Consider the following 26,664-nt stretch of genomic DNA (forward strand, 5'->3'; position numbering starts at 1 on the left):
TTCGCAGCCCTTTCGCGGCACAAGGCCGCTCCTACAGGGGGCCCGTAATGACTGTCAGCGCTCGCGCAGCGCCTCGCTGCGGGCCTTGATGATCGGCTTGAGCAGATAGCTCATGATGGTCTTCTTGCCGGTCATGATATCCACCGTGGCCACCATCCCCGGGATGATCAACAGCGGCTTCTCGTCCGTGCCCAGATGGCTCTTGTCGGTACGCAGCTTGATCAGGTAGTAGGTGGTCTTCTTGTCTTCGTCGGTGATGGTGTCGGCGCCGATCTGCTCGAGCTTGGCCTTCATGCCGCCGTAGATGGTGTAGTCATAGGCGGTGAACTTGACCGTGGCTTCCTGGCCCGGGTGCAGGAAGGCGATGTCCTTGGGCAGGATCTTCGCCTCGACCACCAGCGTGTCGTCCAGCGGCACGATCTCGATGATGTCGCTGCCCGGCTGGATCACCCCGCCGATGGTGTTGACCAGCAGCTGCTTGACGATGCCGCGCACCGGCGAGATGACCATGGTGCGGTGCACGCGGTCGTCCAGCGCCTTGCTGGTGGCGGTGGCCTTGTTCAGCTCGGTGCGGGCCTCGTTGAGCTGGGTCAGCGCCTCGCTGCGGAACTTGCCGCGGGTCTCCTCGATCTTGCTCTCGACTTCCTTGATCGCCGCCTCGGCACGGGGGATGGCCAGGGCGGTGGAGTCCATCTGGCCACGGTTCTCGACCTCGGCACGACGCAGGCGCAGCACCTCGACCTGGGAGATCGCGCCCTGGGCCACCAGCGGCTCGGACATCGCGATTTCCTGGCGCAGCAACTGCAGGCTGTTGGCGTACTGGGCGCGCTTGGAGTTGAACTCGCGCAGTTCCTGCTGCTTCTGCACCAGCTGCTGCTGCAGGCCGCCAAGCTCGTCCTGCAGCTGCTGGCGACGGCTCAGGTACAGCGACTGTTCGTTGGCGGCCTGGCTCGGCGCGGCCTTGCGCAGCTCTTCGTCGATCTGCAGCGGCTTGTCCTCGACCTCGGCCGTCAGGCGCTGCACGCGCAGGGCCATGGCCAGGCGCGAGGCCTCGGTCTCGTCGACGTTGGAGGCGAAGCGGGTTTCATCCAGGCGCAGCAGCGGCTGGCCGACCTCGACGATCTCCCCTTCCTTGGCGAATATCTCGGCGACGATGCCGCCCTCAAGGTTCTGGATCTTCTGCACCTTGGAAGACGGGATGGCCTTGCCCTCGCCGCGCGTCACCTCGTCGATGGGCGCGACGCTGGCCCAGATGATGAGGAACAGGAAGAACGCGATCACGCCCCAGATGGTCAGGCGCACCACCCGTGGCGCGTCCTCGATCAGCGCCTTGTTGACCTCGGGCAACGGCTGCCCGGCCAACGACTCGGAGCCCTTGAAGTAGCGGCGCAGGTTGTCCTTGAAACGCCCGATATCCAGCTTATGCAACACTGATCTGCCCCTTCTTCAGCGCATCCATGACGGCGGCTTTCGGGCCATCCGCGACGATCTGTCCACGATCGATGACGATCAATCGGTCCACCAGCGACAGCAACGACGCCCGGTGGGTGACCAGCAGCACGGTCTTGTTCTCGATCACCGCGGCCAGGCGCTGCTTGAGACGCTCCTCGCCGGTGTTGTCCATGGCGCTGGTGGGTTCGTCGAGCAGCAGGATCTGCGGGTTGAGCAGCAGTGCCCGGCCCAGGGCGACGTTCTGCCGCTGGCCGCCGGAGAGGTTCTGGCCACGCTCGCCGACCTGCAGCTCGTAGCCGTCCGGATGCAGGCGGGCGAATTCGTGCACGCCGGCAAGCTCCGCGGCCTGGAGGATCAGCTCGTCCTCGATGTAGCGGGCACCGCTGACCAGGTTGTCGCGCAGGGTACCGGCCAGCAGCTGGATGTCCTGGGGCACGTAGCCGATGTTGTGGCGCAGTTCACTGACGTCGATCTGGCGAATGTCCACGCCATCGACCAGCAGCGAGCCGTTGTCCGGCTCGTACAGGCCGACGATCAGCTTGGCCAGGGAGCTCTTGCCCGAGCCGCTGCGGCCGATGATGCCGACCTTCTCGCCCGGGCGAATGTTCAGGTTGATGCCCTTGAGCGCCTGGTTCTGCTGGTTCGGGTAGGTGAACTCGACGCCGCGGAATTCGATGGCGCCCTGCAGCACCTGGCGGCTCAGCGGGCGCTCCTCGAAGTTGCGCTCCTGGGGCAGCTCCATCATCTGGTCGGTGGCGACCATGGTCACCTTGGCTTGCTGGTAGCGGGCCAGCAGGCCGTTCAGCGAGCCCAGCGGGCCAAGGGCGCGACCGCTGAGCATGTAGCAGGCCACCAGGCCGCCCATGCTGAGGTTGCCGTCGATGATCAGGTACACGCCCACGCAGATCATCGCCACGCCGGCCAGTTGCTGGATCAGCGCGGTGATGTTCATGGCCAGGCCCGACAGCACCTTCACCCGCAGCTCCAGGCGGCTCAGGGTGCCGAGGGTCTGCTCCCACATGTACTGGCGCTCGCTCTCGGCGTTGTTGACCTTGACCGCATCCAGCCCGGCGAGGGTCTCGATCAGGCTCGACTGGCGCTCGGAGGCCAGGGCCATGGTGCGCTCCATGGTCGCCATCAACGGCTTCTGCAGGGCGTAGCCGATACCCAGCGCCAACGGGAAGGCCAGGATCGGAATCCACACCAGGTGCCCACCGATGATGGCGATGACCATGAGGATCAGCAACGTGAACGGCAGGTCGATCAGACTGGTCAGGGTCAGCGAGGCGAGGAAGTCGCGCAGGCCCTGGAACTCGTGGATATTCTGGGCGAAGCTGCCGACCCGCGCCGGGCGGTACTTCATCGACATCCCGACAATGCGCTCGAACAGCGTCGCCGAGATGATCAGGTCGGTCTTCTTGCCGGCCAGGTCCAGGCACAGGCTGCGCAAACCCTTGAGGATCAGGTCGAAGACATAGGCGCCGGCGATGCCGACCGCCAGCACCCACAAGGTCGAGGTGGCCTGGTTGGGCACCACGCGGTCGTACACGTTCATCACGAACAGCGGCGCGGCCAGGGCGATCAGGTTGATCACCAGGCTGGCGGCGATGGCATCGATGTACAGCCACTTGCTGCGCAGCAGGGTGTCGCGGAACCAGGAGCGCGCGCGCGGGATCAGGTTGCCGTGGTTGACGTCGAACTTGTGCTGCGGCTGGGCGAAGAACACCTTGCCGCTGTAGTCGCCCTGCAACGCTTCACGGGTGACATGCACCTCGCCGCCGTCGCTCTCGCTGAGCAGCAGGCGCGCGGTGTCTTCGTTCTCCCAGCCGAGCAGCACGGCGCAGCGGCCTTCCTTGAGCAGCAGCATCGCCGGCATGGCGATGCTGGGGATCTGCTCGAGCTTGCGCTGCAGCAGGCGCCCCTGCAGCCCGGCCCGGGCGGCTGCGCGGGGCAGCAGTTCGGCGGTCAGGCGCTGCGAGGGCAAGGGTAGCCCGGTGGTCAGCATGGCCCGGCTGGCGGGCTTCTGGTGCAGGACACACAGGGTCAGCAGACTGTCCAGCAGCGGGTCGTCATGCTGACTGCGTGGATCGTGGCTGAGTTGGACTCGACTGACTTCGGATTCCACGCGGCGCTCTCTTCATCCTTGCGGGGGTGATTCAAGGTGCGCCTTTCAGTTCATGCCTGGCAGGTTCACCTTGGGTTTCAGGTCGTTCTGCACAACGGAGGCCATCGGTGCTACGACACCCTGGCTCTTGAGCAGTTGACCAATGGTCGCCTTGATTCGGTACTGAGTAAACATTTGTGTGTTCTTCACCTCTACCAGACGACGCTGGGCGGTGAAGGTTTCATTCTCGCTGTCGAGCAGGTCGAGCAAGGTACGCTCGCCCAGGCCGAACTGCTGCTGGTAGGCGCTGCGCACGCGGTTGCTGTGATCGACATACTGCTGGGCGATCGGCACCTGGGCGTTGGCGTTCTCCAGAGCATTCCATGCCAAGCCTAACTCCTCATTGAGCTGGCGCAAGGCGTTGTTGCGAATGTCCAGGGCCTGGTTGGCCAGGTACGACTTCGATTCCAGGTCGGCCTTGTTGCTGCCACCGGCGTACAAATTGAAGTTCATGCGCAGCATGGCCTGCCATTCGTTGTTGTGGCCGACGGCGCCGTCGAGGTTGTTGTCGGCCGTTCGTCCGAGTTCGGCATCGAAACGTGGATAGAACGTAGACTTTGCCGCTTCGTATTGCTTCTCGGCGGCGGCGATGTCCGACTCGGCCGAACGCAGGATCGGGCTTTCCTCGACCAACTGGTGGCGAGCCTCGTCGAGGGTGGCCGGCAGCAGGTCGACAAATGGCGCGGGCGTGCTTAACTCGTCGGGCATTTGGCCGACGACGCTCAGGTAGTTGGTGTTGGCGTCGGCCAGGTTGGTCTGCTCGGTGATCAGGTTGTTGCGGGCCTGGGCCAGGCGCGCCTCGGCCTGGTCGAGGTCGGCCAGGCGACCGACGCCGCGGCTGGTGCGCAGCTTGATCTGGTCGAGGATGCGCTCGTGGTTGCGCAGGTTGTCTTCGGCCAGGCGCACCATCTCGCGGCGCGACAGCACGTCCAGGTAGACCTGGGCGACGGTCAGCGCGGTGCGCTCGGAGGTCCCCAGCAGGGAGTAGGCGCGGGCGTTGACAGTGGCCTGTTGACGGCCAACCTCGCTGGAGGTGGCGAAGCCGTCGAAGACCATCTGCCGCAGGCGGATAGCCGACTCGCCACGGTTCAGGGTCTCCCAGCGGTTGCGGGTGCTCGGGCTGTCGGTGCCCTCACGACCATAGCCGGCGGTCACGTCGACCCGCGGCAAATAGCCGCCCTGGGCAGCGCGCAGCTGATAGTCCGCAGCCGTGCGGGCGTTCACGCCGGCCTGGATTTCCGGATGGACCTCGAGGGCCTTCTGCATGGCTTCGGGCAAGGTTTGTGCTTGAACGAATGTGGCGGCGAGAGCGAAAGGAAGAGCGGTGAACAGTGACGCACGCATTTTTACTGGTTCCCGAGAGAGCTGTTGTCCCAAATCACAGCCGAAGCCGTGCCTGCCCTGGAAAATGGCAAACCCTGATCCTGTATGTAGGAAGCTTCCGAATAGGCAGTGCGATTAATACAAAAGAAAGGGCTTAGCTGGCCAAATATCAATGTGACATTACCTTGGCGATTGTTTAGGATGGCAGCCAGAAGGTCAATAGTTTGGCATAAACTTAATAGCCAGAAATTATAGACGTAAAATTGACGCAAATCAGCGTCAAAAACATTATTTGAAACATTCCATCAGTCGCCGCCCTCGAACGCCGGCCAGGCATGGAAGCCAACTGAACAGGTAGCCCGGAGAGTCCAATGAGCACTGTTGTCGCCATCGTCAAAAGCATTGTTGGCCAAGTCATCGCAGTTTCCCCAGAAGGCATCCGGCGCGTACTGATCGAAGGCGATCGCCTGCTGGCAGGTGAACAGGTAGACACCGGCGCGGGCGGCGCGGTCACCCTGGAGCTGGCCGACGGCCGTGTGCTCGACCTGGGCCGCGACACCCAGTGGAGCGCCGACGCGCCCGACAGCAGCACCGACCTGAGCCAGGCCACCGCCCAGGCAGCGCCCTCGGTCGAAGAACTGCAACAGGCCATCGCCGCCGGTGTCGACCCGACCACCGAGCTGGAAGCCACCGCAGCCGGCCCGGCCGCGGCAGGCGGCGGCTCGGTCGGCGGCGGACACAGCTTTGTCCTGCTCGAGGAGACCGCCGGGGTGGTCGACCCGAGCATCGGCTTCCCCACTGGCCCGATAGGCTTCGCCAACGGCCTGGCGGTCGAGGAGCTGGGCGGGCTGGACGGCAACGCTGGCAGCACCAACACGACCAACGTCCCGCTCACCACAGGGCTGACCCTGAGCGCCACCCCCACGATCACCGAGGCGGGTGGCGTCATCGTCTATACCGCCACCGTCGGCCAACCACCGCTGACCAACCTGACCGTGACCCTGTCCAACGGCGCCGTCATCGTGATCCCGGCCGGCCAGACCACCGGCACCGTCAACGTCGACATCCCGGCCAACGACACGCCCTACATCGATGGCGGCCAGATCTCCGCGACCATTACCGGCACGACTGGCGGTAACGGCCTGATCGTCACGCCAAGCACCACCCCGGCGGTGACCCAGGTCACCGACACCATCGACACCACCACCGCCACGCTCACCGCGACCCCGAGCGTGACCGAAGGTGGTGTGATCACCTACACCGTGACCTTGAACAACCCGGCCCAGACCCCGGTCACCGTCACTCTGTCCAATGGCCAGACCGTCACCATCGAGGCCGGCAAGTCGTCCGGCAGCGTCGACTTCCAGACCCCGGCCAACGACGTCTATAACAACGGCAGCACCGTCAGCACCACGATCACGGAGGCAACGGGCGGCAACTTCGAGAATCTGGTACCGAACCCGACGCCAGCGCAGACCGTCATCAATGACTCGGTCGATACCACCACAGCGACCTTGACCGCGACCCCGAGCGTCACCGAAGGCGGCGTGATCACCTACACCGTGACCCTGACCAACCCGGCCCAGACCCCGGTCACCGTTACCCTGTCCAATGGCCAGACCGTCACCATCGAGGCCGGCAAGTCGTCCGGCAGCGTCGACTTCCAGACCCCGGCCAATGACGTCTACAACAACGGCAGCACCGTCAGCACCACGATCACGGGGGCAGCGGGCGGCAACTTCGAGAAACTGGAGCCGAACCCGACGCCAGCCGAGACGCTGATCAACGATTCGGTCGACACCACCACCGCCACCCTGACCGCGACCCCGAGCGTCACCGAAGGCGGTGTGATCACCTACACCGTGACCCTGACCAACCCGGCCCAGACCCCGGTCACCGTCACCCTGTCCAATGGCCAGACCGTCACTATCGAGGCCGGCAAGTCGTCCGGCAGCGTCGATTTCCAGACCCCGGCCAATGACGTCTATAACAATGGCAGCACCGTCAGCACCACGATCACGGGGGCAACGGGCGGCAACTTCGAGAAACTGGAGCCGAACCCGGCACCCGCTGAAACGAAGATCAACGACTCGATCGATACCACCACCGCCACCCTGACCGCGACCCCAAGCGTCACCGAAGGCGGCGTGATCACCTATACCGTGACCCTGACCAACCCGGCCCAGACTCCGGTCACCGTTACCCTGTCCAACGGCCAGACCATCACCGTCAAGGCTGGCGAAAGCACCGGCAGCGTCGACTTCCAGACCCCGGCCAACGACGTATTCGTCAACGGCAGCACGGTCAGCACCAGCATCACCGGTGCCACCGGCGGCAACTTCGAGAAGCTGGAGCCCGACACCACGCCGACCCAGACCGTGATCAGCGACAGCATCGACACGGTGACCGTCAGCATCGCCAGCAATGGCAACGTGACCGAGGCCGAGCAACCGACCTTCACCGTGTCGGTCAGCCAGAAGCTCGACCATGACCTGACCGTGACCCTGTCCAATGGCGCCACCGTGGTCATCAGCGCTGGCCAGACCGAGGCTACCTACAGCCTGCCGGCCCAGGGTGACGACGTATTCAAGGACGCCAGCTCGGTGACCCTTGGCGTGACCGACGCCAACGTGGCGGGCAAGACCTTCGAGAACCTGCAGCTGGGTGGCGATGCCACCGTGCAGATCACCGACACCGTCAGTGAAGTGGTCGCGACCCTCACCGCCGACAAGACCACTGTGTCCGAAGGCGGTCAGATCACCTATACCGTGACCTTGACCAATGCCCAAGGGCTGCCGGTCAGCGGCCACAATGGCCTGACTTTCACCCTGACCGATGGCACCAAAGTCACCATCCCGGCCGGTAGCGCCAGCGGTACCTTCACCATCACCGCACCAGACGACGTGTTTGTCGGCGGCCAGCCTTCGATCGTCAACAAGATCGAGTCGGTTGCCGGTGGCGACAACTTCGAGAAACTGACCCTTGGCGACAACTCGGTTACCACGACCGTGACCGATGAGCCGGGTACTGGTACCCCAGGTACCGATAACCAGGGCGACAAGGTCACCGTCACCATCGTCAGCAAAGGCGATGTCACCGAAGACCAGCAGCCGGCCTTCACCGTCAAGGTCAGCCAGAAACTGGACCATGACCTGACTGTCACCCTGTCCAATGGCGACAAGGTCGTTATTACGGCCGGCCAGACCGAAGCCGAATATAAAGCCAAAGCCCAAGGCGATGACGTCTTCAAGGACGGCGACACCCTGACCGTCGGCATCACCGATGCCGCCGTTGATGGCAAGGCCTTCGAAAATCTGGAACTGGGCGGCAACGCCTCGGTGCAGATCACCGACACCGTCAGCGAAGTCGTCGCGACCCTCACCGCCGACAAGACCACTGTGTCCGAAGGCGGCCAGATCACCTACACCGTGACCCTGACCAATGCCCAGGGCCTGCCGGTCAACGGCCACAATGGCCTGACCTTCACCCTGACCGATGGCACCAAGGTCACCATCCCTGCCGGTAGCGCCAGCGGCACCTTCACCATCACTGCACCGGACGACGTATTCGTCGGTGGCCAGCCGAGCATCGTCAACAAGATCGAATCGGTTGCCGGTGGCGACAACTTCGAGAAGCTCACGCTGGGTGACAACACCGTCACCACGAGCGTGACCGACGAGCCAGGCACCGGTACTCCGGGCACCGATAACCAGGGCGACAAGGTCACTGTCACCATCGTCGGCAAAGGCGATGTCACCGAAGACCAGCAGCCGGCCTTCACCGTCAAGGTCAGCCAGAAGCTCGACCATGACCTGACTGTCACTCTGTCCAACGGCGACAAGGTTGTCATCCCAGCCGGTCAGACCGAAGCCGAGTACAAAGCCAAGGCTCAGGGCGACGACGTCTTCAAAGATGGCGATACCCTGACCGTCGGCATCACCGATGCCGCCGTTGATGGCAAGGCCTTTGAAAATCTGGAACTGGGCGGTAACGCTTCCGTCCAGATCACCGACACCGTCAGTGAAGTGGTCGCGACCCTGACTGCGGACAAGACCACCGTCACCGAAGGTGGCCAGATCACCTACACCGTGACCTTGACCAATGCCCAAGGGCTGCCGGTCAACGGCCACAATGGCCTGACCTTCACCCTGTCCGACGGCACCAAGGTCACCATTCCTGCCGGTAGCGCCAGCGGCACCTTCACCATCACTGCACCGGACGACGTATTCGTCGGTGGCCAGCCGAGCATCGTCAACAAGATCGAGTCGGTTACCGGTGGTGATAACTTCGAGAAGCTGACTCTCGGCGACAACTCGGTCACCACAAAGGTGACTGACGAGCCAGGCACTGGCACTCCAGGCACCGACAACCAGGGCGACAAGGTCACCGTCACCATCGTCGGCAAAGGCGATGTCACCGAAGACCAGCAGCCAGCCTTCACCGTCAAGGTCAGCCAGAAACTGGACCACGACCTGACGGTCACCCTGTCCAACGGCGACAAGGTGGTGATCCCAGCAGGCCAGACCGAAACCGAATACAAAGCCAAAGCCCAGGGTGATGACGTCTTCAAGGACGGCGACACCCTGACCGTCGGCATCACCGATGCTGCCGTCGATGGCAAGGCCTTCGAGAATCTGGAGCTGGGTGGCAACGCCTCCGTTCAGATCATCGACACAGTAAGCGAGGTCGTTGCGACCCTGACTGCCGACAAGACCGCTGTGTCCGAAGGCGGCCAGATCACCTACACCGTCACCCTGACCAACGCCCAGGGTCTGCCGGTCAACGGCCATAACGGCCTGACCTTCACCCTGACCGATGGCACCAAGGTCACCATCCCGGCAGGCAGTGCCAGCGGCACCTTCACCATCACCGCACCGGACGACGTGTTTGTCGGCGGCCAGCCGAGCATCGTCAACAAGATCGAATCGGTTGCCGGTGGCGACAACTTCGAGAAGCTCACGCTGGGTGACAACACCGTCACCACGAGCGTGACCGACGAGCCAGGCACCGGCACTCCAGGCACCGACAACCAGGGCGACAAGGTCACCGTGACCATCGTCGGCAAAGGCGATGTCACCGAAGACCAGCAGCCAGCCTTCACCGTCAAGGTCAGCCAGAAGCTCGACCACGACCTGACCGTGACCCTGTCGAACGGCGACAAAGTCGTCATTCCAGCCGGTCAGACCGAAGCCGAGTACAAAGCCAAGGCCCAGGGCGACGACGTCTTCAAAGATGGCGACACCCTGACCGTCGGCATCACCGATGCCGCCGTTGATGGCAAGGCCTTTGAAAATCTGGAACTGGGTGGCAACGCCTCCGTCCAGATCACCGACACCGTCAGTGAAGTGGTCGCGACCCTGACTGCGGACAAGACCACTGTGTCCGAAGGCGGCCAGATCACCTACACCGTCACCCTGACCAACGCCCAAGGGCTGCCGGTCAACGGCCACAATGGCCTGACCTTCACCCTGACCGATGGCACCAAGGTCACCATCCCGGCAGGCAGCGCCAGTGGCACGTTCACCATTACCGCACCGGATGATGTGTTCGTCGGCGGCCAGCCTTCGATCGTCAACAAGATCGAAGGCGTCAGCGGCGCGGACAACTTCGAGAAACTGACCCTCGGCGACAACACGATCACCACGACCGTGACCGACGAGCCGGGCACTGGCACGCCAGGCACCGACAACCAGGGCGATAAGGTCACCGTCACCATCGTCGGCAAAGGCGATGTCACCGAAGACCAGCAGCCGGCCTTCACCGTCAAGGTCAGCCAGAAGCTGGACCATGACCTGACCGTGACCCTGTCGAATGGCGACAAGGTCGTGATCCCGGCCGGCCAGACCGAAACCGAATACAAGGCCAAGGCCCAGGGCGACGACGTCTTCAAGGACGGCGACACCCTGACCGTCGGCATCACCGATGCCGCCGTTGATGGCAAGGCTTTCGAAAATCTGGAACTGGGCGGCAACGCTTCGGTGCAGATCACCGATACCGTCAGCGAAGTCGTTGCGACACTGACCGCTGACAAGACCACCGTCACCGAAGGTGGCCAGATCACCTACACCGTGACCCTGACCAATGCCCAGGGTCTGCCGGTCAATGGCCATAACGGCCTGACCTTCACCTTGACCGATGGCACCAAAGTCACCATCCCGGCCGGTAGCGCCAGCGGTACCTTCACCATCACCGCACCAGACGACGTGTTTGTCGGCGGCCAGCCTTCGATCGTCAACAAGATCGAGTCGGTTGCCGGTGGCGATAACTTCGAGAAGCTGACCCTCGGCGACAACACGGTCACTACGAGCGTCACTGACGAGCCGGGCACTGGCACTCCAGGCACCGACAACCAGGGCGACAAGGTCACCGTCACCATCGTCGGCAAAGGCGATGTCACCGAAGACCAGCAACCTGCCTTTACCGTCAAGGTCAGCCAGAAACTGGACCACGACCTGACGGTCACCCTGTCCAACGGCGACAAGGTTGTCATCCCAGCCGGTCAGACCGAAGCCGAGTACAAAGCCAAAGCCCAGGGCGATGACGTCTTCAAAGACGGCGATACCTTGACCGTCGGCATCACCGATGCCGCCGTCGACGGCAAGGCCTTCGAGAATCTGGAACTGGGTGGCAACGCCTCCGTTCAGATCACCGACACCATCAGCGAGGTCGTTGCGACCCTGACTGCGGACAAGACCACCGTCACCGAAGGTGGCCAGATCACCTACACCGTGACCTTGACCAATGCCCAAGGGCTGCCGGTCAACGGCCACAATGGCCTGACCTTCACCCTGTCCGACGGCACCAAGGTCACCATTCCTGCCGGTAGCGCCAGCGGCACCTTCACCATCACTGCACCGGACGACGTATTCGTCGGTGGCCAGCCGAGCATCGTCAACAAGATCGAGTCGGTTACCGGTGGTGATAACTTCGAGAAGCTGACTCTCGGCGACAACTCGGTCACCACAAAGGTGACTGACGAGCCAGGCACTGGCACTCCAGGCACCGACAACCAGGGCGACAAGGTCACCGTCACCATCGTCGGCAAAGGCGATGTCACCGAAGACCAGCAGCCAGCCTTCACCGTCAAGGTCAGCCAGAAACTGGACCACGACCTGACGGTCACCCTGTCCAACGGCGACAAGGTGGTGATCCCAGCAGGCCAGACCGAAACCGAATACAAAGCCAAAGCCCAGGGTGATGACGTCTTCAAGGACGGCGACACCCTGACCGTCGGCATCACCGATGCTGCCGTCGATGGCAAGGCCTTCGAGAATCTGGAGCTGGGTGGCAATGCCTCGGTTCAGATCACCGACACAGTAAGCGAAGTCGTCGCGACCCTGACCGCCGACAAGACTACCGTCACCGAAGGTGGCCAGATCACTTATACAGTGACCCTGACCAATGCCCAGGGCCTGTCGGTCACCGGCCACAATGGCCTGACCTTCACCCTGTCGGACGGCACCAAAGTCACCGTTCCAGCCGGCAGCGCCAGCGGTACCTTCGCCATCACCGCCCCGAGCGATGTATTCGTCGGCGGCCAGCCCTCGATCGTGAACAAGCTTGAAGGTGTCAGCGGCGCGGACAACTTCGAGAAGCTGACGCTCGGCAAGGAAACACTCACCACCACCGTCACTGATGATCCGGATACCGGCAACAAGGTGTCCGTCACCATCGTCAGCAACGGCGATGTCACCGAAGACCTGCAGCCGTCCTTTACCGTCAAGGTCAACCAGAAGCTGGACCAGGACCTGACCGTCACCCTGAGCAATGGCGCCAAGGTGGTGATTCCGGCTGGCCAGACCCAGGTCGAGTACAAGGCGGATGCCCAGGGCGATGACGTCTTCAAGGATGGCAGCTCGCTGACCGTTGGCATCACTGATGCAGTCGTTGATGGCAAGACCTTCGAGAATCTGGAACTGGGCGGCAATGCCACCGTACAGATCAGCGATACCGTCAGCGAAGTCGTCGCGACCCTCACCGCCGACAAGACTACCGTCACCGAAGGTGGCCAGATCACCTACACCGTGACGCTGACCAACGCCCAGGGTCTGCCGGTCAACGGCCACAACGGCCTGACCTTCACCCTCACCGACGGCACCAAGGTCACCATTCCAGCCGGCAGCGCCAGCGGCACCTTCGCCATCACTGCACCAGACGACGTATTCGTCGGTGGCCAGCCGAGCATCGTCAACAAGATCGAATCGGTTGCCGGTGGCGACAACTTCGAGAAGCTCACGCTGGGTGACAACACCGTCACCACGAGCGTGACCGACGAGCCAGGCACCGGCACTCCGGGCACCGATAACCAGGGCGACAAGGTCACCGTGACCATCGTCGGCAAAGGCGATGTCACCGAAGACCAGCAGCCGGCCTTCACCGTCAAGGTCAGCCAGAAGCTCGACCATGACCTGACTGTCACTCTGTCCAACGGCGACAAGGTTGTCATCCCAGCCGGTCAGACCGAAGCCGAGTACAAAGCCAAGGCCCAGGGCGACGACGTCTTCAAAGATGGCGATACCCTGACCGTCGGCATCACCGATGCCGCCGTTGATGGCAAGGCCTTTGAAAATCTGGAACTGGGCGGTAACGCTTCCGTCCAGATCACCGACACCATCAGCGAAGTGGTCGCGACCCTGACCGCCGACAAGACTACTGTGTCCGAAGGTGGTCAGATCACCTATACCGTGACCCTGACCAACGCCCAGGGTCTGCCGGTCAATGGCCACAACGGCCTGACCTTCACCCTCACCGACGGCACCAAGGTCACCATCCCGGCCGGCAGCGCCAGCGGCACCTTCACCATTACCGCCCCGGACGACGTGTTTGTCGGCGGCCAGCCTTCGATCGTCAACAAGATCGAAAGCGTCAGCGGCGCAGACAACTTCGAGAAGCTGACCCTCGGCGACAACACGATCACCACGACCGTGACCGACGAGCCAGGCACTGGCACGCCAGGTACCGACAACCAGGGCGACAAGGTCACTGTCACCATCGTCGGCAAAGGCGATGTCACCGAGGACCAGCAGCCAGCCTTCACCGTCAAGGTCAGCCAGAAGCTCGACCATGACCTGACTGTCACTCTGTCCAATGGCGACAAGGTGGTGATCCCTGCTGGCCAGACCGAAGCCGAGTACAAGGCCAAGGCCCAAGGTGATGACGTCTTCAAGGACGGCGATACCCTGACCGTCGGCATCAGCGATGCTGCCGTTGACGGCAAGGCTTTCGAAAATCTGGAACTGGGCGGCAACGCCTCGGTGCAGATCACCGACACCGTCAGCGAAGTCATCGCGACCCTCACCGCCGACAAGACCACTGTGTCCGAAGGCGGCCAGATCACCTACACCGTGACGCTGACCAACGCCCAGGGTCTGCCGGTCAACGGCCACAACGGCCTGACCTTCACCCTCACCGACGGCACCAAGGTCACCATTCCAGCCGGCAGCGCCAGCGGTACCTTCACCATCACCGCTCCGGACGATGTGTTCGTTGGTGGCCAACCGACCATCACCAACAAGCTGGAAGGTGTCACCGGCGCCGACAACTTCGAAAAACTGACCCTGGGTCAGGACGAAGTGAAGACCTCCGTCACTGACGAACCTGGCACCGGCACTCCGGGTACCGATAACCAGGGCGACAAGGTCACCGTCACCATCGTCGGCAAAGGCGATGTCACCGAAGACCAGCAGCCAGCCTTTACCGTCAAGGTCAGCCAGAAGCTCGACCACGACCTGACTGTCACCCTGTCCAACGGCGACAAGGTGGTCATTCCTGCCGGTCAGACCGAAACCGAGTACAAGGCGAAAGCCCAGGGCGACGACGTCTTCAAGGACGGCGATACCCTGACCGTCGGCATCACCGATGCCGCCGTCGATGGCAAGTCCTTCGAAAATCTGGAGCTGGGTGGCAACGCCTCGGTGCAGATCACCGACACCGTCAGCGAAGTGGTCGCGACCCTGACTGCCGACAAGACCACCGTCACCGAAGGTGGCCAGATCACCTACACCGTGACCCTGACCAACGCCCAAGGTCTGCCGGTCAATGGCCACAACGGCCTGACATTCACCCTCACCGACGGCACCAAGGTCACCATCCCTGCCGGTAGCGCCAGCGGCACCTTCACCATCACTGCACCGGACGATGTGTTCGTTGGTGGTCAACCGACCATCACCAACAAACTGGAAAGCGTGACTGGTGCCGACAACTTCGAAAAACTGACCCTGGGTCAGGAGGAAGTGAAAACCTCCGTCACTGACGAACCGGGCACCGGCACTCCAGGTACCGACAACCAGGGCGACAAGGTCACCGTCACCATCGTCGGCAAGGGCGATGTCACCGAAGACCAGCAGCCGGCCTTCACCGTCAAGGTCAGCCAGAAACTCGACCACGACCTGACCGTTACCCTGTCGAACGGCGACAAAGTCGTCATTCCCGCCGGTCAGACCGAAGCCGAGTACAAGGCCAAGGCTCAGGGCGACGACGTCTTCAAGGACGGCGACACCCTGACCGTCGGCATCACCGATGCCGCCGTCGATGGCAAGTCCTTCGAGAATCTGGAGTTGGGCGGCAATGCCTCGGTTCAGATCACCGACACCATCAGCGAAGTCGTCGCGACCCTGACTGCGGATAAGACCACGGTCACTGAAGGCGGCCAGATCACCTATACCGTGACCCTGACCAACGCCCAAGGTCTGTCCGTCACCGGCCACAATGGCCTGACCTTCACCCTGACCGATGGCACCAAGGTCACCATCCCGGCCGGTAGCGCCAGCGGTACCTTCACCATCACCGCACCAGACGACGTATTCGTCGGTGGCCAACCTTCGATCGTCAACAAGATCGAGGGTGTCAGTGGCGCCGACAACTTCGAGAAGCTCACTCTGGGTGACAACACCGTCACCACGAGCGTGACCGATGAGCCAGGCACTGGCACGCCAGGCACCGACAACCAGGGCGACAAGGTCTCGGTCACCATCGTTGGCAACGGCAACGTCACCGAAGACCAGCAGCCATCGTTCACCGTCAAGGTCAGCCAGAAGCTCGACCAGGACCTGACCGTGACCCTGAGCAATGGCGCCAAGGTAGTGATCCCGGCCGGCCAGACCCAGGTCGAGTACAAGGCCGCGGCCCAGGGCGACGATGTATTCAAGGATGGCAGCTCGCTGACCGTCGGCATCACCGACGCCGCGGTCACCGGCAAGACCTTCGAGAATCTGGAACTGGGCGGCAACGCCACCGTGCAGATCAGCGACACCATCAGCGAAGTCGTGGCCACCTTGTCCGCCGACAAGACCACCGTGTCCGAGGGCGGCCAGATCACCTACACCGTGACCCTGACCAACGCCCAGGGCCTGTCGGTCACCGGCCACAACGGCCTGACCTTTACCCTCAGCGACGGCACCAAGGTCAGCATCCCGGCCGGCAGCGCCAGCGGTACCGCCATCATCACGGCGCCTGACGACGTCTTCGTTGGCGGCCAGGCCACCATCAGCAACAAGATCACCGGTGTCACCGGTGCCGACAACTTCGAGAAACTGACCCTGGGTCAGAACGAAGTGCAGACTTCCGTGACCGACGAGCCGGGCACCGGTACTCCAGGCACCGACAACCAGGGCGACAAGGTGTCCGTCACCATCGTCGGCAACGGCGATGTCAACGAGGCCCAGCAGCCTTCGTTCACCGTCAAGGTCAGCCAGAAGCTTGGCTACGACCTGACCGTCACCCTGTCCAACGGCGACAAGGTGGTGATCCCGGCAGGTCAGACCCAGACCGAGTACAAGGCCGCCGCACAGGGCGACGACGTGTTCAAGGACGGCAGCTCGCTGACCGTCGGCATCACCGATGCCACGGTTCCGGGCCATACCTTCGAGAACCTGGAACTGGGTGGCAATGCCACCGTGCAGATCACCGACACCATCAGCGAAGTCGTGGCCACCTTGTCCGCCGACAAGACCACCGTTTCCGAGGGCGGCCAGATCACCTACACCGTGACCCTGACCAACGCCCAGGGCCTGTCGGTCACCGGCCACAACGGCCTGACCTTCACCCTCACCGACGGCACCAAGGTCACCATCCCGGCCGGCAGCGCCAGCGGCACCTTCACCATCAATGCGCCAGACGACGTATTCGTCGGTGGTCAGCCGACCATCAGCAACAAGATCACCGGCGTCACCGGTGCGGATAACTTCGAGAAACTGACCCTGGGTCAGAACGAAGTGAAGACCACCGTCACCGACGAGCCAGGTTCGGGCACCCCGGGTACCGGCAACCAGGGCGACAAGGTCTCGGTCACCATCGTCGGCAACGGCGATGTCAACGAGGCCCAGCAGCCGTCGTTCACCGTCAAGGTCAGCCAGAAGCTCGACCAGGACCTGACCGTGACCCTGAGCAACGGTGCCAAGGTAATCATTCCGGCTGGCCAGACCCAGGTCGAATACAAGGCCGCCGCCCAAGGCGATGATGTGTTCAAGGACGGCAGCTCGCTGACCGTCGGCATCACCGATGCCGCAGTCACCGGCAAGACCTTCGAGAATCTGGAACTGGGCGGCAACGCCACCGTGCAGATCAGCGACACCATCAGTGAAGTCGTGGCCACCTTGTCCGCCGACAAGACCACCGTGTCCGAAGGCGGCCAGGTCACCTACACCGTGACCCTGACCAACGCCCAGGGCCTGTCGGTCACCGGTCATAACGGCCTGACCTTCACCCTGTCCGACGGCACCAAGGTCACCATCCCGGCCGGCAGCGCCACTGGCACCGCCATCATCAACGCGCCGGACGACGTGTTCGTCGGCGGCCAGGCCACCATCAGCAACAAGATCACCGGCGTCAGCGGTGCCGACAACTTCGAGAAACTGACCCTGGGTCAGAACGAAGTGAAGACCTCGGTCACCGACGAGCCGGGCTCGGGCACCCCGGGCACCGGCAACCAGGGCGACAAGGTCTCGGTCACTATCGTCGGCAACGGCGATGTCAACGAAGCCCAGCAGCCGTCGTTCACCGTCAAGGTCAGCCAGAAGCTCGATCAGGACCTCACCGTGACCCTTAGCAATGGCGCCAAGGTGGTGATCCCGGCCGGCCAGACCCAGGTCGAGTACAAGGCGCCGGTCCAGGGCGACGACGTGTTCAAGGACGGCGGCCCGCTCACCGTCGGCATCACCGATGCCAGCGTGGTCGGCAAGACCTTCGAGAATCTCGAGCTCGGCGGTTCGGCCACCGTGCAGATCACCGACACCATCAGCGAAGTGGTCGCGACCCTGTCCGCTGACAAGACCACGGTTGCCGAGGGTGGCCAGTTCACCTACACCGTGACCCTGACCAACGCCCAGGGCCTGTCGGTCACCGGCCACAACGGCCTGACCTTCACCCTCACCGACGGCACCAAGGTCACCATCCCGGCGGGCAGCGCCACCGGTACCGTGACCATCACCGCCAAGGACGACGTGTTCGTCGGCGGCCAGCCGAGCATCGTCAACAAGATCGAGTCCGTCACCGGTGGCGGCAACTTCGAGAAGCTGACTCTCGGCAACAACACGCTGACCACCACGGTGACCGACGAACCAGGTTCGGGTACCCCAGGTACCGGCAACCAGGGCGACAAGGTCTCGGTCACCATCGTCGGCAATGGCGATGTCAACGAAGCCCAACAGCCGTCGTTCACCGTCAAGGTCAGCCAGAAGCTCGACCAGGACCTGACCGTGACCCTGAGCAATGGCGCCAAGGTGGTGATCCCGGCCGGCCAGACCCAGGTCGAGTACAAGGCCGCCGCCCAGGGCGACGACGTGTTCAAGGATGGCAGCTCGCTGACCGTAGGCGTCACCGACGCCACAGTCACCGGCAAGACCTTCGAGAACCTGGAACTCGGTGGCAATGCCACCGTGCAGATCACCGACACCATCAGCGAAGTCGTGGCCACCTTGTCCGCCGACAAGACCACCGTTTCCGAGGGCGGCCAGATCACCTACACCGTGACCCTGACCAACGCCCAGGGCCTGTCGGTCACCGGCCACAACGGCCTGACCTTCACCCTGACCGACGGCACCAAGGTCACCATCCCGGCCGGCAGCGCCAGCGGCACCTTCACCATCACCGCTGCGGACGACGTGTTCGTCGGTGGCCAGCCGACCATCAGCAACAAGATCACCGGCGTCACCGGCGGCGACAACTTCGAAAAACTGACCCTGGGCCAGAACGAAGTGAAGACTACCGTCACCGACGAGCCAGGTTCGGGCACCCCGGGTACCGGCAACCAGGGCGACAAGGTCTCGGTCACCATTGTCGGCAACGGCAACGTCACCGAAGACCAGCAGCCATCGTTCACCGTCAAGGTCAGCCAGAAGCTCGATCAGGACCTGACCGTGACCCTGAGCAACGGTGCCAAGGTAATCATTCCGGCTGGCCAGACCCAGGTCGAGTACAAGGCCGCCGCCCAAGGCGACGACGTGTTCAAGGATGGCAGCTCGCTGACCGTCGGCATCACCGATGCCGCGGTCACCGGCAAGACCTTCGAGAACCTCGAGCTGGGTGGCAACGCCACCGTGCAGATCAGCGATACCATCAGTGAAGTGGTCGCCACCCTGTCCGCCGACAAGACCACCGTCAGCGAAGGCGGCCAGGTCACCTACACCGTGACCCTGACCAACGCCCAGGGCCTGTCGGTCACCGGCCACAACGGCCTGACCTTCACCCTGACCGATGGCACCAAGGTCAGCATCCCGGCCGGCAGCGCCAGCGGCACCTTCACCATCACCGCCAAGGACGACCCGTACCTCGGTGGCCAGCCGAACATCGTCAACAAGATCGAAACGGTCGCCGGTGGCGACAACTTCGAGAAACTGACCCTGGGCAGCAATACCGTCACCACCAGCGTCACCGACGAGCCGAGCGGCCAGGGCGACCTGACCACCGTCGGCATCAGCGGCGACACCTCGGTGACCGAAGGCGATACCGCCCACTACAACCTGACCCTGAGCAACCCGTCGAAGTCCGAGGTGACCATCACCCTGACCTACAGCGGCACCGCCACCGACGGCCAGGACTTCACCGGTGTGGTCACCGTGAAGATCCCGGCGGGCAGCAGCGGCACCACCTTCGACATCAAGACCATCGACGACAAGCTGGTCGAGGGTTCGGAGAACTTCACGGTCAAGATCACCGGCGCCACGGGCGGCGGCTTCGAGAACCTGCAGGTCGACGCCGGCAAGTCCAGCGTCACCACCACCATCATCGACAACGACCACGCGCCGGTGTCGACCGGTGGCGCCGTGACCGGCAGCGAAGACACCGACTACGTGTTCAAGTGGGGCGACTTCAACGTCAGCGACGCCGATGGCAACACCGGCCTGTCGGTGACCATCAGTAAGCTGCCGGACCTGGGCAGCCTGAAGTTCTTCAACGGCACCTCGTGGGTCGATGTGTCGCTGAACCAGAACATCAGCCAGGCCGACATCGCCGCCGGCAAGCTCAAGTTCGTGCCGCTGGCCAACCAGTCGGGCGTCGACGGCTATGGCGGCAGCGGCGTGGGCAACAAGCAGGCCGACTACGCGCAGATCAAGTACAAGCCCAACGACGGCACCAACGCCGGCGGCGAAGTGACCATGAAGGTCGATATCGCGCCAGTGGCCGACAAGCCTGACCTGAACATCGGCAACAACAACGTCAACTCCATCGGCCTGCTCAAGGAAACCTGGAACAGCCTCACCGGCCTGGGGAGCAACGGCAACGGCATCACCGGCGATGCGCTGAAGAACGTCTTCGCCAACTCCGGCAACGCCAGCAAGAGCGAGACCGTCACCGGTGTCGACACGGTCGCCACCGTGTCGCCTGGCACAGGCTCGAAGACCTCCGGCCTGATCTACCTCGAAGCCGGCAAGACCTATGCGTTCAGCGGCACCGCCGACGACAGCCTGCAGATCGTCGTCGGTGGCAAGAACGTCGCCAGCGGTACCTGGGGCTCGGGCAGCGGCGCCATCTCCGGCAGCTTCACCCCGACCACCAGCGGCTACTACACCCTGGAGATCTACAACGCCAACCAGGCCGGCCCCGGCAGCCTGGACGTCAACATCAAGGTGGGCAACGGCGCGGTCACCGACCTCAACAGCTCGAACATCCCGATGTACCCGAGCGTCAAGGACCTGACCAACGCCGGCGTGACCGTCGGCGACCTGCACGGCAGCAACAACCAGGGCTACTACGACGGCTACAAGCTCAACGAAGGCAGCGAGAACGGCGCCCCGGTCAAGCTGGTGGGCATCAGCACCAACCTGACCGACACTGACGGCTCCGAGGCCCTGAGCGTCAAGCTCAGCGGCATCCCGGCAGGCTCGGTGCTGGCCGACAACGCCGGCCACACCATCACCGTCGGCAAGGACGCGGTGGACGTCACCGGCTGGAACCTGGGCGGCCTGACCATCAAGCCACCGGCCTACTATGCCGGCCAGTTCGACGTGAAGGTCAGCTCGACCTCCACCGAGAGCGTCGGCGGCAGCACCGCGACCAGCGAAGGCACCATCAAGGTCACGGTCTACCCGCAGTCCTACACCACCAGCAACCTGTCCTCGGACAGCGACAACATCACCGGCACCGACGGCAACGATGTGGTGGTGGCCGACGTCACCGGCCTGCACGTGGTGCCGGGCCAGGACTACAACCTCGCCTTCATCGTCGACACCTCGGGCAGCATGGGCTCGTCCGGCGTGGATGCGGCGAAGAAATCCCTGGAGTCGGTGTTCAAGACCCTGGCCGCCAGCGTCAAGGGCGACCAGTCGGGCACCGTGAACATCCTGCTGGTGGACTTCGCCACCCAGGTCAAGAGCAGCGTTGCGGTAACCCTGAACGATGCCGGCCTGCAGCAGTTGCTCAACGCCCTGAACAACCTGCGGGCGGACGGCGGCACCAACTACGAGGACGCCTTCAAGACCACCGCCAACTGGTTCCAGAACCTCAAGGATGGTGGCAACACCGGCAGCAACCAGACGTTCTTCATCACCGACGGCAAGCCGACCTACTACCAGGCCAACGAGAACCCCAACCCGACCCTGGGGACCTCGGGCATCACCCTGGACACCTTCCTGGCTTCGATCAACTACAAGCCGGGCATGGCGTACAACGGCTACATCGACAGCAGCAACACCAACTACGTCAGCATCGACAACGCCGGCAACCTGCAGGTGCAGTACTACCGCAACGGCTGGAAATACGGCGTATCGGGCGAACTGCATGCCGAAGGCAACGGCACCTATGAGCTGTCTTCGCGTGGCGGCCTGGGCTACGACACCAACAGCACCACCACGAGCAACTCGCAGGACAGCTTCAAGCTGCTCTCGGGCCTGTCCCAAGTCGAGGCCATCGGCCTCAACAACGGCGTCAACACCAACGACCTGAAACCATACGACACCGACGGCAAGCCGCAGACCAACATCGACCCGAGCAAGCTGGCCGAAGCCATCCTCGGCCATACCGAAGTCACCCAGCCGGGCAATGACACGGTCAACGGCGGCGACGGCAACGACATCATCTTCGGTGACCTGATGGTCTTCGACGGTGTTGCCGGCACCGGTGTCGAGGCGATCCGCGGCTATGTCGCCGACAAGCTGGGCGTCGACGCGGGCAGCGTGGACGCACGGGCGATGCACAAGTACATCACCGAGAACTACGCCGAGTTCGATGTCTCGCGCAGCAACGACGGCGCCGACACCTTGCTGGGCGGCAATGGCAACGACATCATCTTCGGCCAGGGTGGCAACGACTACATCGACGGCGGCAAGGGCAATGACATCCTGCTCGGTGGCACCGGCAACGACACCCTGCTCGGCGGCGAAGGCAACGACATCCTGTTCGGCGGTGCCGGCAATGACATCCTCATCGGCGGCAAGGGTGACGACATCATGACCGGTGGCAGCGGTGCCGACACCTTCGTGTGGAAGTCCGGCGACCTGGGCAAGGACGTGATCAAGGACTTCAAGGCCAGCGAGGGCGACCGCCTCGACCTGAGCGACCTGCTCCAGGGCGAGAAGGCCAGCACCATCGACAACTTCCTGAAGATCACCACGGTCAATGGCGAGTCGACCCTGCAGGTCAGCACCGAAGGCAAGCTCAACGCCGCCGGTGGCCTGGCCAACGCCGACGTGACCATCAAGCTCGAGGGCGTGAACTGGTCCAACACCACGATCAACTCGTTGATCAGCGGTGCCGACCCGACCATCAAGATCGACAACTCCAACAGCTGATCCCTGCCTCTCTACGGCGGCCCGCAAGGGCCGCCGTTGGGGGCGCGGGCTTTTCCAGCCATCCCTTCACGCGCATACTCGTGCACCGGGCTTACATGCCCGGTGAACTTTGCCTATGCTGCTGACTACCAAAAAGGATTCATCGTGACGAGGGACGCCGCCATGTTCTACGTGCAACGCGACGCTGACGGCCGTTTGCTGCGGGTTGAAGCCGCCGAATTCGGTGGTTTTAACGACATGGTCCCGGCAGACAATGCCGAGATCCAGGAATGGTTCGCCGACAACGTTGTCGAGAACAGCCTCAAGCAGCTCAAGCAGAGCGACCTGGACATGATCCGGGTACTGGAGGACCTGATCGAGGTACTGACCGCCAAGGGCGTGTTCAGCATCACCGACCTGCCGCCCGGTGCCCAGGCCAAGCTGCTCAGTCGCGCCAGCGCGCGTGAGGCGCTAGGCGGCCTGAACAACCTGATCGAGGAAGACGAGGACGGCGGATTGATCTGATCACGCGGCCCTTGCTTGCTCCTGTAGGAGATAGGCCAGCCTTTCGGGCTACGACGCTGTCGCGCAGGGAACTGTTATCACTGTGGGAGCGGCTTTAGCCGCGAAGAATCCAACGCGGTGCCTGGCACCGGCTCTGCCGGTGTTCGCGGCGGTGCGGCGGTCCGATAAACCCGCTCCCACAGGGCTCGCGTGCTACCCGAAGGGCTGGGTAATCTCCCACAGTGTGCCACTCAGCGCCAGGGTGCCGGCCCACCTACCAGTTGCCCCTGAATCCCCTGCACGCCCATCTCCCGTAGTACCTTCAGCTCCCCTTCGGTCTCTACCCGCTCGGCGATCAACGGCAGGTCGATGCTGTGCGCCGCGCGCTGGATGGCCTCGATGAACAGGCGCTTGTGCCGCTCCTGGTCGATGCTGCGGATATAGCCACCGTCGATCTTCAGGTAGGCCAGGCCCAGGTGGGCGAGGTTGCCGATCATGCTGAAGCGCCCGCCGAAGCGTTGCAGCGCCAGGCTGAAGCCCAGGGCGCGCAGGCGTCGGGTCAGTTGCTCCAGCACCGATTGCTCGGGCAACTGCTCTTCGCCGATCTCGAAGGTCAGCCGCCGCCCCAGCGCGCCATGCTGCCCCAGCAGCTCGTAGACTCGCTGCAGCGCCTTGGGATCGGCCAGGGTCGCGGCCGACAGGTTCAGCGCGAGCGCCTCGCCATGTCCCTGCAAGTGCCTGAGCACTTTCTCCAGCACCAGCAGGTCCAGCCGCGCCATCCAGCCGAAGCGCTCCAGCCACGGCAGGAAGCGGCCGGCCGCCAGGGCTTCACCCTGCTCGTCGTGCAGGCGCGAGATGACCTTGTAGTGCAGCACCCGCTCCGGCGCCCTGGCATCCACGACGGGCTGGAAGAACAGCTCGAACTGCCCTTTGTCCAACGCCTGGTCCAGGCGCGTGTGCCAGGCGTGGTGGCTGTCGGCGGCCTGGCCCGCTGCGCCCTGTTCCAGGCACACCCAGCCCGGCGCGGGCTGGCTCTCGGCGCGGGCCAGGGCCTCGTCGGCGAGCTTGAGCAGCGCTTGCGGGGCATCGCCGGGGCTGTAAGGCGCCAGGCCAATGCAGGCCACCGGGTCGACATCGCTGGCGCCGGTCTCGTGCAGGCTCTGCAAGGTGGTCTCCAGGGCTTGAGCCAACTGGATCGCCTCCTCATGCACCATGCCCGGCGCCAGCACCGCGAACTCGCCGCCACGACTGCGGGTGATCAGGTCGTTGGTCTCGGGGAAGTTCGCGCAGGTGCGGCGCAACTGCTCGCCCACCGCCTGCAGCAACTGGTCGGTGCGCTGGCCACCCAGGCGCGCGTTCAGGCCCGCCAGGTCCTGGACTCGCAGCAACAGCAGGTAGCCGGCACGGGCCTCCTCCAGATTGCTGACCCGGGCGTTGAGCTGCATTTCGAAGTATCGACGGTTGGCCAGCCCGGTGAGGCTGTCCTGGTACGACTCGGCACGCAGCTTCTCGCTGCGCTCGGCCTGTTCGGTGAACAGCGCCTTGAGCTTCTCGACCATCTGGTTCATCGCCTGCACCACCCGGCGCAGCTCGGGCGTACGCGGCAACTCCGGCAGGCTGAGGAACTCACGGCGAGCAATGGCGTGGGACTGCGCCACCATATAGTCAAGCGGCCGCAGTTGGCGACGCAGCAGCAGCGCCCCAAGCACCGCACTCGCCGCGCCGCACAGCAGCAGCCAGCCCAGGCTGCCCAGGGCGCTCTGCCAGAGCTTGGCCAGGGCGAACATCGGATGGCTGATCACCTCGACCCGCGCCGCCTGCTGCCAGCCACGGCTGACAATGGCGTCACCACCGGCCGGGTCCAGGCCGATCAGCTGGATGAACCAGCCCGGCACGCTTCCCGCATCGGGCTCGGCATGGCGCTCGACCAGCACGGCATTGGAGTCCAGGTCGATGACCTTGATGCTCGAATAGTAGCCACTGTCGAAAATCGAGCTGACCATCAGCTCGACCATCGCCGGGTCATCGATGTTCGGCGTCAGCGACAGCGCCAGCGCGGTCGCCGCATCCTGGGCATGGGAGCGCAGCTGGTTGACGTACTGGCTGCGCGAGCTCTCCAGGCTGACCATGAAGCTGCCACTGAAGGCGACCACCAGGAACAGGCAAATGGCTAGCAGCAATTGTTTGAACAGTGACATCTGTGCTCCTTCAGTAAACCGGTTCGGCCGGGAACCCTTCGGCCTGCATTTTCTTCAGCAAGTCCTGCCACCGCGACAGGCGCTTGGTGTCACCGACCTTCTTGTTGCCGCCAGCTCCGGTCAGCCACAGGCCTTCACCGTTGAAGGCATACACCGGCAGCAGGTCGGTACGCTGGCTGGCCGGCTTGATCGCGTCCATCAGGCTGTCGAGCACCAGCGGCTGGGCCTGTGGGCTTGAATAATAGGTCAGGACCATGTGCGCACGGTTCTGGCGCAAGGCCTTGACGTAGGTGATGCGCAGCTTTTCCGCCGGGACGCCCATGCGCCGCAGGCTGAAGTACTTGGCGATGGCATAGTCCTCGCAGTCGCCCGCGCCCTTGATCAGCGACTGGACCGGCGTGGCCCAGTAATCGACCTCGTGCCACAGGTCGATGTCCTCGACGTAGCGCAACTGCTTGTTGAAGAACAGGTTGACTACCTGCAACTGCTCCAGCTCGCTGCCCTGCTTCTGTGTCGCCAGCAGGTTCTGCCAGGCATCTATACGCCCCTGCCCCGACCCCAGCGGACCATACAGGGCCTGCGCACGGCGGCTGATCTGCGAGAAGTCCCAATCCGCCTGTGTAGCGCCCAGCCACAGGCAGCCGAGCAGCACGGCAAGGCCGAGCCGGCGTGCGGTCGCATTGAGAGGCCAAGGTATCGCCACTGCGCACACCCGTTCAGATCAGTCGAAAGCAGCGATGGTGCGGGCTGGCGCGGCAAAAGACAATGGCACCGGGTGCCTGTGCTGCCAACTGTCGGCAAACCCGCTTCGTACAAGGGC

Annotated in this window: 7 protein-coding genes; 2 read left to right on the forward strand and 5 right to left on the reverse strand. The window is 63.5% G+C overall.

The annotated features are described in order from the left end of the window. Positions 1 to 54 precede the first annotated feature (54 nt). The 3 genes from AC0MAZ_RS02635 to AC0MAZ_RS02645 are packed head-to-tail and all read right to left on the reverse strand — an operon-like array spanning position 55 to position 4,960. The gene (locus tag AC0MAZ_RS02635) at positions 55 to 1,431 is read right to left on the reverse strand and encodes an HlyD family type I secretion periplasmic adaptor subunit (protein WP_186734130.1); all 1,377 of its coding nucleotides are present in this window, start codon (positions 1,429 to 1,431) and stop codon (positions 55 to 57) included. Further along, positions 1,421 to 3,577, reverse strand: a complete 2,157-nt coding sequence (locus tag AC0MAZ_RS02640; protein WP_203649469.1) for a type I secretion system permease/ATPase — start codon at positions 3,575 to 3,577, stop codon at positions 1,421 to 1,423. Before AC0MAZ_RS02640 ends, AC0MAZ_RS02635 begins: the two co-directional genes overlap by 11 nt. A gap of 45 nt (positions 3,578 to 3,622) precedes the next feature. Continuing rightward, the gene (locus AC0MAZ_RS02645) at positions 3,623 to 4,960 is read right to left on the reverse strand and encodes a TolC family outer membrane protein (protein ID WP_110735609.1); all 1,338 of its coding nucleotides are present in this window, start codon (positions 4,958 to 4,960) and stop codon (positions 3,623 to 3,625) included. Positions 4,961 to 5,310: 350 nt separating this feature from the next. On the opposite strand from AC0MAZ_RS02645, the gene AC0MAZ_RS02650 reads away from it, so the two are divergent. Continuing rightward, positions 5,311 to 23,163: an immunoglobulin-like domain-containing protein gene (locus AC0MAZ_RS02650; protein WP_475860084.1), complete on the forward strand. Its 17,853-nt coding sequence runs from the start codon at positions 5,311 to 5,313 to the stop codon at positions 23,161 to 23,163. A 162-nt stretch (positions 23,164 to 23,325) separates the two neighbouring features. After that, on the forward strand, positions 23,326 to 23,667 hold the full coding sequence (locus AC0MAZ_RS02655) for a tryptophan synthase subunit beta (RefSeq protein ID WP_203652574.1): 342 nt from the start codon (positions 23,326 to 23,328) through the stop codon (positions 23,665 to 23,667). A 230-nt stretch (positions 23,668 to 23,897) separates the two neighbouring features. On the opposite strand, the gene lapD is transcribed toward AC0MAZ_RS02655, so the two are convergent. After that, on the reverse strand, positions 23,898 to 25,844 hold the full coding sequence (lapD, locus tag AC0MAZ_RS02660) for a cyclic di-GMP receptor LapD (RefSeq protein ID WP_234562882.1): 1,947 nt from the start codon (positions 25,842 to 25,844) through the stop codon (positions 23,898 to 23,900). Between the two features lie 10 nt (positions 25,845 to 25,854). Next, complete coding sequence (lapG, locus tag AC0MAZ_RS02665) at positions 25,855 to 26,556, reverse strand: cysteine protease LapG (protein WP_475860086.1); 702 nt, start codon at positions 26,554 to 26,556, stop codon at positions 25,855 to 25,857. Positions 26,557 to 26,664 lie beyond the last annotated feature (108 nt).

It is taken from the genome of Pseudomonas sp. A, from assembly GCF_056270345.1.